Below are 12787 nucleotides of genomic sequence, written 5' to 3' on the forward strand. Positions count from 1 at the left end.
GCTCGTTATGGAGACACCCTAGCCATAGCGTCAGAGTAAGAGGGGAGTTTGACTAGTAGATGAACAAATTATTGCAGCCAGATGACGCCTACTGCACGATGAGGCTGTCGGGCAGACGTATGATGAAGGTGCTGCCGCGTCCCTCCTGAGAGTCTATGCTGATCTCTCCCTTCAACACCTGAGTGACTATGTTAGAGACAATATTCATTCCCAGGCCGCTACCGCCTTTGCCTCGTTTGGTGGTGAAGAAGGGCTGGAATACCTGGGCCTGGATATCCTCCGGCATGCCGCAGCCATCGTCTTGGTAGGTGATGCAGATGCCGTCATCTGTGCGTGTCACCTCCAGGCTCAGCTGGCCCGACCTACCATCTGGGTAAGCGTGGATCACCGAGTTGTTAAACAGGTTGCTGACGATCTGGTAGAAGGCGCCCGGGGTACTCCTGATGATCAGCTTCTCGGGGCAGTGATAGCTGTACTCATGAGGGGTACGTGACAGCATGGGGTTGAGGGAGATAAAGATCTCCTCCAGATAGGCGTGTAGGTCGAACTCACGCACATCCTCGTGGGATTGATCCACAGAGACCTGTTTGAAGCTGGCAATTAGCTTAGAAGCGCGTTCTAGGTTAGCCAGAACCAGGCGGCAGCACTCGGCCACCTCGGTTTGGTACTCTTCGAAATCCTCTTCGGTGATCTCGCCCCGACGATAGAGCTGGTCGAAATGTTTGACGCTCTCCTGCAGGTGGGAGGCGGCGGTGACGCTGATGCCGATGGGGGTGTTGACCTCGTGGGTGATACTGGCCACCAGACCGCCCAGCGCCGCCATCTTCTCCTTGTCCATCAGCTCGCCCTGGGTATGTTCCAGCTCATCCAGGGTGTGCTTTAGCTCGTCGTTACGCTGTTGCAGCTCCAGGGTGCGCTCGGCTACGCGCTGCTCCAGGCGCTGATTGAGCTCGCGCAGGGCATGCTCTGTCTCTTTTTGCTGCTGAATATTTTTGATGGTACCGGCGATCCGCACCGCCTTGCCCATCTCGTCACGCTCCACCACCTGGCCGCGATTGAGTACCCAGAGCCACTCGCCGTCGGGCGCCAGACCGCGATAGGTGAGGGAGAATTTATCTATCTGATCGTTAATGCACTCCTTGGCGACCCGAGACACCTTGGGGATGTCGTCCGGGTGGACGCAGCTGGCGATGGTCTTCTTAAGCTCCTCTTCCTGTTCCGGATACTTGAGGAAGGTATTGGTGCGGGTCGCGTTGCCATGAACAATATTCCAGTCCCAGAACTCGTCGCCGCTGCCCCACAGCGCCAGCTGCAGGCGCTGCTCGCTCTCGGCCACCTCATGCAGCAGCGCCGCCTGCTGTTGATACTGGGACCACTTGCGATAGAAGATCAGGCTCACCAGCATCAGGGTCAGGGTGAAATAAAAGGTGTAGGCGAAGGGCGACTGCCAGGGGGCCGGTTCCAGCATGATCTGCAGGCGCCTGATGGGGCTGTATTGCTGATTTATATCCTTGGCGCGGATCTCAAACAGATAGTTACCTGGATTGAGCCCGGTAAAGTAGGCGACCTGCTCCGGCGAGCCGGCTATCCAGGTGTCGTTGAGCCCAAGCAGGCGGTACTGGTAGCTGAGCCGGGTGGCGTTGTGCAGATCTGGGCTGTGATAATGCAGCGAGAAGATGTCGGCGGTATGGGATAGGGTCAAGGCCGGTGGCAGCCTGGGGGTGCCCTTGTCCATATCCGGCAGCCCCTGAGCCTGACCCAAGACAAAGAGATCTGTGATCACTGGCAGGGTTGGCGGCTGACGCCTGGGGAGCTGTGACGGGTTAAAGTGGTTGAAGCCGTTGACGCCCCCCAGGTAGAGGCTGTTATCGCTGCCCAGTGCCGCCGCGCCGAAGTTAAACTCGTTGTCCTGTATGCCATCGAGGTCGGTGTAGTTGGTGATCTTTAGGCTATCGGGGTCTAGGTGGGTCAGCCCCTTGGTGGTGCCAAGCCACAGGTGGCGGCGCTGGTCGGCGAACAGCAGATAGATGGTATCGTCGATCAGGCCATCTGCCGTGGTAAACAGCCGGCTGCTGAAATCCCGGGTGTTGAAATGCAGCAACCCCTCGTTGCTGGCAATCCACAGGCTGTGGTTGTCACCAGGGATAATGGAGAACAGGTGCTTGGGCAAGGCATTGGGGGTATGCGTGGAAAAGTGGGTGATCTCGCTATCGACCGCAAGCCTGAGCAGGCCGTCGCTGGAGGAGGTGAGCCAATAGTTGCCGTCGCTGTCCTGCAGCATATCCGTGACCGTCTTGATGGGGAGCGGCACACTAATAAAGCCTGTTGCTATGCCAGCATATCTGGCGACGCCGCCATCTCTGCTGGTGATCCAGGGGGTCCCCTTATGGTCGAAATAGAGTGAATACAGCTGATTGCTGGGCAGGCTGTTTGGGCTCTTGGCATCTGTTAGATAGTGAATATAGCTCTGCTTGTCGGCGGTATAGATGAAGAGGCCATCGCCCCGGGTGCCTATCCACAGCTGGCCGCTGGCATCCTCCTTGATGAAACTGACGAAGGCCTTACCCAGCCTGGGGTTTTGCACATGGAAGGGTGCAAAGCCTGCCAGTTCGCCCCTGGTGTTTTTTAGCCCCCGATAGACCCCGCTGGCGGTGCCGACCCAGAGGGTACCCTGGCTGTCCTCCAGCAGGCTGCGAATGTCCACATTAAGCAGGTTGTTGTCGATGAAGCTAAAGCCATGCACGTGGCCGAAATATTGAGCGTCGAGAAAGGTCTTGCTCAGGCCGCCGCCCTTGCTGCCGATCCACAGCTGCAGTTCGTTATCTACCCATAGCGAGGTGATGACAGGGCTGTTGATGCTGTAACGGTTCTCGGCGGATGCGTTGAGCCTGTGGAGCTCGTCACTGCTTGGCTCATATCTGGCTAAGCCCTGGGCGCGAAAACCAATCCAGAGGCTGCCGAACTTGTCTCGCTTGAGGGCGGAAATGGAGAAGGCGGCGCTGGCGGGCACGGAGTCGATAGCCATGGCCTGGTCGTTGGTGATATCCAGCAGAAACAGGCCGCGGGTCTGGGTGCCCACCCAGAGGGTGTTACTCTTACCCGCCTCGATGGCGGAGACGCCGCGAAGCTCGGCCTGGGCATATTGGGTTAGGCTAACCTTGTCCTGCGTCTGTTTAAGGCTGGCGAGGCCGTTGAGGGTGCCAATCCAGAGCCTCTCCTGTCTATCGCGATATAGGGTGTTGATACGCCCGCCGGGCAGGCCCGGGGTGTTGCTGCTGTCCAGGGTGGCCAGCAGCTTATTGCTGGCGGGGGAGTAGTAGAGCAGGCGGTTGTCGGCGGTGGCGAGCCAGAGGTTGCCCTCGGCGTCTTCGTCCAGGTCGACGATATCGTCGGGTAGCGGACTGTTACTGGCGTTGAAGGGCTCGAAGCGCCCACTGTCGGCGTGATAGCGGTTGATCCCTTCGTTACGGGTGATAAGCCATAGGGTATTGCGGCTGAAATGTAGTTTCTTGATGAATTTGGCCGAGGGGCCGCGTTCATCATCTCGAGTGTCGAAGATCTTGAAACGCTTTCCATCGTAGCGGTTGAGCCCGGCCTGGGTGGCGACCCACAGATGGCCATCCTTGTCGTTGACGATATCTGTGACCGTGTTCATCGACAGCCCCTCCTTGGCGCCGAATGAATCGAATTGCGGCTGATAGCTGAAGGCCTGGCTGTGCTGGCTCACCAAAAGCAGGAGTAAGAGGATGAAAGCTCTCATCTAGGCGCGCCAACTCGTGTATTTGCAAGTCATAACTTGGCCCTTGTGATCTAGGGGGCTGTTTGGCACTCAGTTTTTGGGGAATTGGGAGAGATAAATATCCTCATGGCCCCCCATAAAACGAGCACTTCTTGAGTGTTTAAGTTTAGAAGTCTTTGGGGAAATAGCGAGTTGAATGAATAAGATAATGTGCCGTTTTGGCCATAAGAAAGGGCAGCCTGAGCTGCCCTTTTGCGTTTAACGTCTCTGCCCTAGAAGATGAGGTGGGCGACACCGGCGATCACCGGCAGGGTGACCAGGGTTCTGAGGATAAAGATGACAAACAGCTCGACGATATTGACCGGGATCTTGCTGCCGATCAGCAGGGCACCGACTTCACTCATGTAGATCAGCTGGGTCACCGACATGGCGGCGATGATGAAGCGGGTCATGTCTGACTCGATGGAGCTGGCCAGGATAGAGGGAATGAACATGTCGGCAAAGCCCACCACTATGGTCTTAGAGGCCTCGGCGGCTTCCGGCACCTGCAGCAGTTCCAGCAGTGGAATAAAGGGCATGCCCAGATAGTTAAAGATAGGCGTGTATTCGGCGATCATCAGCGCCACGGTACCTATGGCCATCACCACAGGAATCACCCCGAAAATCATGTCGATGACATTCTTCAGACCATCTTTGACCGTGTGACCCACACCGTCGGCCTTGGCCGCCTTGGCCAGTGCCAGCTCTAGGCCCCAGGCGAATACGCCGCGGCCGTGGGGGATCACTTCATCGTCAGGGTGACGCGGCATCTCATCTATGTAGTGGTCTTTCTTCCAAGAGAGTGGTGGCAGTTTTGGTACGACAATCGCCGCCACGACACCGGCCAGACAGACGGTGAGATAGAAGGGCACGAACAGGTGTTCCAGCTTGACCTGGGAGATCACCACCAGTGAGAAGGTAATAGAGACCGCCGAGAAGGTGGTGCCTATCACCGCCGCCTCTCTCTGGGTGTAGAAACGGGATTCATACTGCTTGCTGGTCATCAGAATGCCGACGCTGCCATCACCCAGCCAGGAGGCCATACAGTCGATGGCGCTGCGGCCGGGCAGGTTGAACACGGGGCGCATCACCTTGGTCAGCAGGGTGCCGAAAAGCTCCAGCAGGCCGAAGTTTAGCAGCAGTGGTAGCAACATGCCGGCAAAGATAAACACGCAAAATAGCACGGGCAGCAGGTCGTTGAGTACGAGTGCGCCGGTATTACCCGAGTGAATCGCCTCAGGCCCAGTGCCGGTAAAGGTCAGCACGATAAAGATGGCGCCCAGGACACGCACCAGGGTCCACATGGGGCTGACATCGAGCAAGGCACCAAAGAAGGGATAGCGCTCGAGTATCGCTGGTTTTGCCAGCTTACAAATCAGCGTCGCGATAGCGGTGAGCACCACAATAGCGGTGACGATGGCGACAATGCTATCGCCCAATAGGTTTTGCAGCCCCTTAGATACGATGGCGATGGGGATCGTGATGGCATCTTGATAGCTAATGGGGGTCATGAAGAGTAACAGTCCGATAATGGAGGGGACTAGAAACGTCAGCACTGTTTTTATGTTATGGGTTTGTTTTTCAGCCACTTTATTTAGCCTTTATTCTTAGCTTCCCAAGCATGGGTCGCCATCTACTCAAAGATCCGTTAATCAATACACTCTGAATATCCATTCATGAGATAAGCGGGGAAGGTTACCCCCTAAGTCCAGTGATGTAAAACGATTATAATGCTTGGTGAACGGTTTCACCGTCGCAGCATAGTTATTAGCACTTTATGACTATTTATATTGTACCTAAATTGCCAAGCGCTAGGCTAGGTAAATATTGGTTAAACTCTTTTGAAAACAAGGTTGTGTGATTGTTGCAGCGCTGTTGCGTGGTGGCGGACTGTTGGAGCTGGGAGGTCTCATAATTGGGATGGTGCGCTATTATTCTCAAGGTATGATTTCTGTCGAGATTTTATGCCGTTCGTGTCAGAAATATGCGCTAGACCTCTGCAAAAATTTCTGATTCCATATATGGTTAACCGATGAGTGTGTTAAATGATAAAGGACCTATGACTTCAAAAGAGCAGAAACTGTCTAAATTAGCATTTAGGTTTGGCTTGCTTGGACTCTTAGGACATCTTATCGGCCTGCTGGCGGCTAGCTTAGGATTTAGCGATTACAGCGGCCAGGGCTTTAGCTTCTTTAATTTTTCCCTGAGTGAGCTGGGTCAGTATGGCCACTCCGAGCTTGCCGTCGTGTTTAACGGTGGTCTCTTCTTTGGTAGCCTGAGCCTGGTGTTGTTTGCCCTGTTTGCCCTGCAAAACAGCGATGGCCCCTGGGTGCTGACCAGTTTCTCTGTGTTGGTGTCGTCGTTGCTGGCGCTGGCCTGTGTCGGCCTGTTTCCGGTTAACGTCTACCACTTGCATATCTTAGGCATAGAATATTTCTTCTACTTCGCGGCGATGAGCGTGGCGGCCTATCTTATCTATCTGCTAAGACGCAGAGGCAGACCCAAGCGATTTGCCCTGCGCGGCAGCCTGTTGCTCTCTGGCCTGACGCTGGGGTTGCTCTTGGTGTTTATCCTGATGGCCCATACCGATGATGGCATGGTGGCTAACGGGACTTGGTTTTATCATGATCTCGTGATGGTCGAGCCAAGACCCGAGATCCGTTTTCCGGTGATCATGGAGTGGGCGGCCCTGTTTAGCTTTATGGGGTGGTTGCTCTCGCTGGTGTGGACCCAGCGAGAGATGCGTCGACTCGATTAACCTTACGCAGTGGGTTAAGCCGAGCTTTCTTTTCCTTAATCTGGTTGAATCCTGATTAGGCCTTATCTTTCATTTAACTTTGCGTCTTTAGCTTTGAGTCTTTAGCTTTGAGTCAGACCGGGCAGCTGGTGCCAATAGCCGTTACACTGCCTGTCGTGGCTGGCCGATTTGGCCGGGAGTGCATCGGCCAAGTCGATGGATGCCAGTGACGAGGGGGAGATACGGAAATAGTCGACCCCCAGCGCCTGCATCTGAGTCTGCTGGTCGCACAGATCCATATAGTTGGCTGACTGTGTCTGAATACCGTTGAGACGCAGCAGCGGCTGATCTTCCTGAGTCTGCACCAATAGGCCCTCGGGGTTTTCGATACAGATGGTCTGACACTTATCCTTGGTCAGCCCCTTGTGACGGGCGGTAAAGCAGCGGGCCGAGTGGGCCAGCGGCATGTAGCCATGGCCGAATACCTCGACTTCGACCTGGCGCGGGGCGAGATCGTCGAGCACCTGGGTGAGCCAGGCCTTGGACAGTTCCAGCGGCATCACGAAACGCTGCATGCCCCAGCTGGCAAACTTTTTCAGCGTCGCGGCGTTATAGCTGTTGACGCTGGGGCCACAGACGAAGGGGATGCCTTGTTCCTTGGCCAGGTAGATGGCGCCCACATCGTTGGCCTCGATGGCGAATTCGCCATTTTCCACCTGCTTCTTAAGTTCGGTAAATTCCGATTGTGCCTCGATGAGTGTCAGGGTCGAGAGCACCACCTCCTTGCCGGCCGCCTTTAGCATGCGTGCCAGGTCGAGATAGTCACTAAACTTGAGCTCGCGGCGACGACTGCATACTGTCTCGCCCAGATAGACTAATGGTACGCTGCTCTGGGCCGCTGTTTCATAAAACTCGATCACCTTCTCTTTGGGCCAGCAATATTGGATCGGTCCTAATGAGGTTTTCATCTTGTTATCCTTTTGTCTTTTTGCTCGCGGTTTTTGTCCGCAGTTATTGCCCGTAATTATTGCCAGGTGCGCTCATAGGCGCCGAGTGTGGTGACCTGCCCCTCGGAGACCTTGGCCAGGGCCTGGTCCCATTGGGCCTGAGTGCTGTAGGCCTGTGGGTCGTTCAGGTAGGTGTCTATCGCCTGACGCCACACCCGGGTGACCTGCTCCACGTAGGCCGGACTGCGCTGACGCCCCTCGATCTTGAGAGACACCACACGGGCCTTGGCGAGCTCAGGTAGCAGGCTGAGTGTATTGAGGCTGGTGGGAGACTCCAGCAGGTGCGAGGCCTCCTGGCTGTCGCTGGTGGTGTAGCGTCCCTTGCAGACCACGGGATAGCCCATCTGCTCGTCTTTACCTGACTGGTCGATCAACACATCATTGAGCCGGGTCTGTTGGCTGTCGCCCACATCCTGCCAGCGTACGTGTTTCGCCGGTGAGCAGGAGCCGCCCGTGTTGGGGGATTGGCCCGTCACATAGGAGGAGAGGTGGCAACGCCCCTCGGCCATGATGCACAGACTGCCGAAGGCGAACACCTCCAAATCTACCGGGGTCACCTTGGCAAGGTCTCTGACCTGCTTCATCGACAGTACCCGTGGCAGTACCACGCGGTCGATATTGAACTCCTGCTTGTAGAGGCTAAGGGCGCCCAGGTTGGTGGCACTAGCCTGCACCGACAGATGCAAGGGCAGGTGGGGATAGCGGCTGTGGGCATAGTCCAGCAGGGAGAGATCCGCCATGATCAAGGCATCGACGCCCGTATTGGCCGCCAGATCGATCGCCTGGTACCAGCGCTGCTCCTCGCCCGGTTTAGGGAAGGTGTTGATGGTGAGAAAAATCTTCTTACCGGCTCTTTGGGTCAGCCTGGCCGCCTCGGCCAATTTTTCCGGTGTAAAGTTAAGCCCGGCGAAGGAGCGGGCATTGGTATCGTTTTTTAGCCCAAGGTAGACGGCGTCGGCACCGGCGTTTAAGGCGACCTTGAGGGAGGCGAGGTTACCCGCCGGACAAAGAAGTTCCATGTGCTGTTCTCCCTTAAAAAGTGTGCAGTGTAAAAGGGATTGGCTGAACAATTCTTGATGTAAAACAGGTTTGTGATCATAAAATCTGGTTAAAATTGATTTCCTTATCACTCTCGACAGCAGTTGTCGGGAACCTGACTAAACATTGATCGAGGTCACGATTTCGGTCCGCAAATTTGGTAGGAGAACGTCAGTCATGCAGCGAAGTGTGTTGGCAAATATGGCCAAACATCTATTGCAATATGGCCCTAAGGTCATAGCTAAGCCTTTAAACTTAGTGCCTTTTTCGATTAAGGCTCAGCTTCTTGAGCGCATCTTAAATCTGCTGATGTCGGCGCAGGTCAAAGATGGTGAACTGGATTTCTTGCAGGGGCACTGGGTGAAGATCTCTGTGACCGATCTCGAGTTAAGCTTCGAGGTGAGCTTCGATGAGCGCCTTATCGTTCGCGAAAGTGGCGAGGCGGAGGTGAGCTTCAGCGCCTGTAGCCAGGCGCTACTGCTGATCGCCGCCGCGAAGGAAGACCCTGACACCTTATTTTTCCAGCGCCGTCTGGCCATCGAAGGAGATACCGAGCTGGGTCTCGAGGTCAAGAACCTGCTGCTCAGCATTGAGTTCGATTCCATGCCGCTGATTATGCGCCAGAGCATCACTCAGGCGGCGAGTATGCTGACCCAGTTGCAGCGCCAGGCCGATATGTCTTGGGCTTGATAGCCTTATGATGGCGAGCGGCAATAAAAAAGCGAAGCCTGAGCTTCGCTTTTTTATTTGTTCATATTTGACTATCTGATGATAGCTATCTGTGCTTGGCCCGTTAGTCGATCGGCTTGCCGGTGATCAGGTGATACTTGACCAGGAGTTCATCCTGGGATTCCACATGGGCTGGGTCCGGATCGATACAGTCGATGGGGCAAACGGAGACGCAGGTAGGCTTGTCGTAGTGGCCGACGCATTCGGTGCACAGGTTAGGATCTATCTCATAGATCTCTTCCCCCATGGTGATCGCCTGGTTGGGACACTCAGGTTCACACATGTCACAGTTGATACAGCTGTCGTCGATCAGTAATGCCATTTTGTTTGTAACACCTTGTTTCTGTCTTTAATAACAATCGCTTACTTATAGTTATGATTGTTGTCGATACTTTACGTTAGGCCGTATAAGAGCCCTTGCTTCACTTTGATTTTCCATTTTCAGTAACACAAAATAGCAACACAAACTTGGCCGAGTTTAATGTGATTCTTCTAATCCAAATGAAGAATATTTCTATCTCATTTAGTGGAGAAAATGGCTTGGAACCTATTGTATCACAGCGTTCGGATAGACCTAGCTTATCAGATTATAAATTAGCATTGGCCAAGTGGGAGTCACTTACACCACCTTACTCGGCTACACACATACAATCTTGTGTTACGGCGGCGAAAAAGATTCTGGCTTATGACGGAAAGCATAGACGCTCAAAGTATGAGAAACAGAGCTTTTTGCGCATTGACTTTAATAAGGCTGGGAAGGTTACCTACTATACATGCTATCCACCAGAGCTCGGTATCAGGAATCGAACCTTAGGGTGTTTTCCTCAACTGCAACCTCAGGTAGCGAGAATCAAGGCGGCAGAGATCGCAAATGGTGTGCGAACTGATGATACCGTTCATGGTGCGTTTGCCGTTTACTATGAAGACTTGAAGCGGAAGTTTGAGTCAGGAGCTTTAAAAGGGCGTTCCGTTGAAACATATGATTGTAGGTTAAAAAAGTTAAGGCTCTATTTTTCGTCAAAGATGATTTTCTCTGAGATTACGATAAGTGATTTAGAATCTGTTCTTCAGGAGATTATTGCTAACGAGTCTGCGAATTACGCAAATGAACTCTATGCCGAGCTTCGGAGAGTTTGGCGGTTTTGTGCCGGTAGATTTGCCGATGGTAATGACGTTGCCAAGCGTTGTGCGGATGATTATGTATCCTCACGAGTCAAAAGACCGGGGCCGTGTCGTTTATATACTGATTTAGATAGTATGAGCATTCTTTGGAACAAGTTAGCCTTAACTTCGAGTCTACATCAACGAAATGCCGTTAGATATATGATTATTACTGGCTTGAGACCTGTTAATGTTGCTTCGTTGAAATGGGAGTGGATTGATGATGAATCTAATCCCACAAAAATATTTTATCCTGCGGGCGTTATGAAAAATAGTAAGCCTTTTACACTTCCTGTGACGCGCCAGATTAGGCAAATTCTGAAGGAACAAAAAAACTGGAGAGATAACGTCGCTCCCAGCTGCAATCTTGAGTATGTTTTTCTTAAACCTAGTGAGCCTATGGATGGTTTTTCACAGCGTTCCCTGGATGCTCTAGTTAAAGATTATTTCCCCGTCGATGGGGTTTTGGGAAAGCGTACTGAGCATACCGTAAAAGGTCGTGATGGTGCATTTAATACTTTGTGTCGAAAGTTTGTTCGAAGTCACGTTAAGGCGATATTTAGGCAGCAGGGAGAGACTTTACAGGAGGCGACAAATGTCGCGAGACTTTGTTTACATCACTCTGGACATCTTGATGATGATCTACTGTAGTGGTCAACTAAAATTGGCCACGGTTTTGTATTCAAGCCAGTATCTTCGCTCTGACTCATTGGGTGTCAGCCCACCGTTATATTGATGTGGTCTCAGCTGACTKTAATACCCCGTCACATATCGCGAAATTTCACTCTTAGCCTCACCGATATCCCGATAGCCGGTCATCGGTATCCATTCTGTTTTTAAGCTTCTAAAGAAGCGCTCCATCGGGCTGTTGTCCCAGCAGTTTCCTCGTCGACTCATGCTCTGCTTAATCTGATAGCGCCAGAGCTGTTGGCGGAAGCGGCGGCTGGTATAGTGGCTTCCTTGGTCACTATGRAACATTAGGTCTTTSGGCCTTCCTCGCGCCTCAAAGGCCATGGTTAGTGCCTTGCTTGTTAGCGCACTATCGGGCGAAAATGACATCGCCCACCCCACCGGTTTTCGTGCAAACAAGTCCAGAACAACGGCAAGGTAAGCCCATCGTTTTCCTGTCCACACATAGGTCACANGGCCTTCCTCGCGCCTCAAAGGCCATGGTTAGTGCCTTGCTTGTTAGCGCACTATCGGGCGAAAATGACATCGCCCACCCCACCGGTTTWCGTGCAAACAAGTCCAGAACAACGGCAAGGTAAGCCCATCGTTTTCCTGTCCACACATAGGTCACATCGCCACACCACACTTGATTGGGAGCCGTCACAGCAAACTGGCGGTCAAGGAGATTAGGGATGGCGACATGCTCCTTGTCTGCCTTTTTGTAGCGATGTTGCGGCACCTGGCTGCTCACTAGCCTCAGCTTCTTCATCAGCCTTGTGGCACGATAGCGCGTCAATCTCACGCCAGCTGTCGTCACCATATCAGCCAGGGTTCTGGCACCCGCTGACCCATTGCTGGCTTCATAAGCCTCCCGCACCATGCTGTGCACTGTAGGATCCCCTCATAATTCATACCCCCAGCAGCCGTAAATGAGTGATAACTCAGCCAGCTTCCTGGCAGCATGGAGTAGGTCATCGGCTGACATTGGGTATCTGTCTCGTCGTCGCATCAGCTCTTTTCCCATCCGCACTATCGATAACACATTACGTTTCTTCACCGTATTGGCCTGGAAATGTCGTTGCAATTGCTTCGCTTCACCAAAGAGTCCCACCCACCAAAATGCCAATTGCACCAGCTGTAGGATCCCCTCATAATTCATACCCCCAGCAGCCGTAAATGAGTGATAACTCAGCCAGCTTCCTGGCAGCATGGAGTAGGTCATCGGCTGACATTGGGTATCTGTCTCGTCGTCGCATCAGCTCTTTTCCCATCCGCACTATCGATAACACATTACGTTTCTTCACCGTATTGGCCTGGAAATGTCGTTGCAATTGCTTCGCTTCACCAAAGAGTCCCACCCACCAAAATGCCAATTGCACCAGCAAGGCTATCAATAGCAGGATATCCATTCTTGCCGCATCACGTGTTCGGCTGTGGCGTAAACCAAATCCGTAAGCCGGACTTTTTAAGTCCCTAAAAGTCTCTTCTATCTGCATTCGCTTTTGGTAAAGATTAACCAGTTTCTTAGGTGGCATGGCTTCCATCGTGAGGTTGGTCACCAGTGCCCAAGGCTCTTTTGCCGTCAGCTCATAGGTCCATTGGGCGGTATGATGACAGTCGGTCGTCGTACTGCGCTGACCTTTACGTCCTTTACCTCGTGCCTTAAAC

9 protein-coding genes and 3 pseudogenes are annotated in these 12787 nt (G+C 53.2%); 3 read left to right on the forward strand and 9 right to left on the reverse strand.

All coding sequences use genetic code 11. The annotated features are described in order from the left end of the window. Nucleotides 1-88: 88 nt before the first annotated feature. Both L1D47_RS06700 and L1D47_RS06705 read right to left on the reverse strand, forming a co-directional pair. Nucleotides 89-3760, reverse strand: a complete 3672-nt coding sequence (locus L1D47_RS06700; protein WP_239883333.1) for a two-component regulator propeller domain-containing protein — start codon at nt 3758-3760, stop codon at nt 89-91. Between the two features lie 251 nt (nt 3761-4011). Beyond that, entirely contained in the window at nt 4012-5367 is a 1356-nt protein-coding gene (locus L1D47_RS06705) for a YjiH family protein (protein WP_239883335.1), read from the reverse strand. Between the two features lie 470 nt (nt 5368-5837). On the opposite strand from L1D47_RS06705, the gene L1D47_RS06710 reads away from it, so the two are divergent. Then, the gene (locus L1D47_RS06710) at nt 5838-6536 is read left to right on the forward strand and encodes a DUF998 domain-containing protein (protein WP_041509130.1); all 699 of its coding nucleotides are present in this window, start codon (nt 5838-5840) and stop codon (nt 6534-6536) included. Nucleotides 6537-6637: 101 nt separating this feature from the next. On the opposite strand, the gene L1D47_RS06715 is transcribed toward L1D47_RS06710, so the two are convergent. Beyond that, on the reverse strand, nt 6638-7483 hold the full coding sequence (locus L1D47_RS06715; RefSeq protein ID WP_239883337.1) for a U32 family peptidase: 846 nt from the start codon (nt 7481-7483) through the stop codon (nt 6638-6640). 56 nt (nt 7484-7539) lie between these two features. Further along, complete coding sequence (locus L1D47_RS06720) at nt 7540-8541, reverse strand: peptidase U32 family protein (protein ID WP_239883339.1); 1002 nt, start codon at nt 8539-8541, stop codon at nt 7540-7542. 196 nt (nt 8542-8737) lie between these two features. On the opposite strand from L1D47_RS06720, the gene L1D47_RS06725 reads away from it, so the two are divergent. Beyond that, a complete protein-coding gene (locus L1D47_RS06725) occupies nt 8738-9250 on the forward strand; it encodes an SCP2 sterol-binding domain-containing protein (protein WP_239883342.1) in 513 nt (170 codons plus the stop codon). Between the two features lie 103 nt (nt 9251-9353). Here L1D47_RS06725 and L1D47_RS06730 read toward each other — a convergent pair whose 3' ends face one another. Beyond that, nucleotides 9354-9611: a YfhL family 4Fe-4S dicluster ferredoxin gene (locus L1D47_RS06730; RefSeq protein WP_011866582.1), complete on the reverse strand. Its 258-nt coding sequence runs from the start codon at nt 9609-9611 to the stop codon at nt 9354-9356. A gap of 95 nt (nt 9612-9706) precedes the next feature. On the opposite strand from L1D47_RS06730, the gene L1D47_RS06735 reads away from it, so the two are divergent. Next, the gene (locus L1D47_RS06735) at nt 9707-11101 is read left to right on the forward strand and encodes a site-specific integrase (RefSeq protein WP_239883343.1); all 1395 of its coding nucleotides are present in this window, start codon (nt 9707-9709) and stop codon (nt 11099-11101) included. A 3-nt stretch (nt 11102-11104) separates the two neighbouring features. Here L1D47_RS06735 and L1D47_RS06740 read toward each other — a convergent pair. The 4 genes and pseudogenes from L1D47_RS06740 to L1D47_RS06755 form a co-directional block, all read right to left on the reverse strand. Further along, nucleotides 11105-11593: pseudogene (locus L1D47_RS06740) on the reverse strand (IS3-like element ISSlo2 family transposase); the annotation flags it as partial. Between the two features lie 2 nt (nt 11594-11595). Next, nucleotides 11596-11975 (reverse strand): annotated as a pseudogene (locus L1D47_RS06745) (DDE-type integrase/transposase/recombinase); the annotation flags it as partial. A 45-nt stretch (nt 11976-12020) separates the two neighbouring features. Next, nucleotides 12021-12254, reverse strand: a pseudogene (locus L1D47_RS06750) (IS4 family transposase); the annotation flags it as partial. A 13-nt stretch (nt 12255-12267) separates the two neighbouring features. After that, on the reverse strand, nt 12268-12787 hold a 520-nt coding region (locus L1D47_RS06755; protein WP_239883345.1), incomplete at its 5' end, for an IS4 family transposase.

The organism is Shewanella sp. Isolate7, from assembly GCF_022398425.1.
Classification (GTDB): domain Bacteria; phylum Pseudomonadota; class Gammaproteobacteria; order Enterobacterales; family Shewanellaceae; genus Shewanella.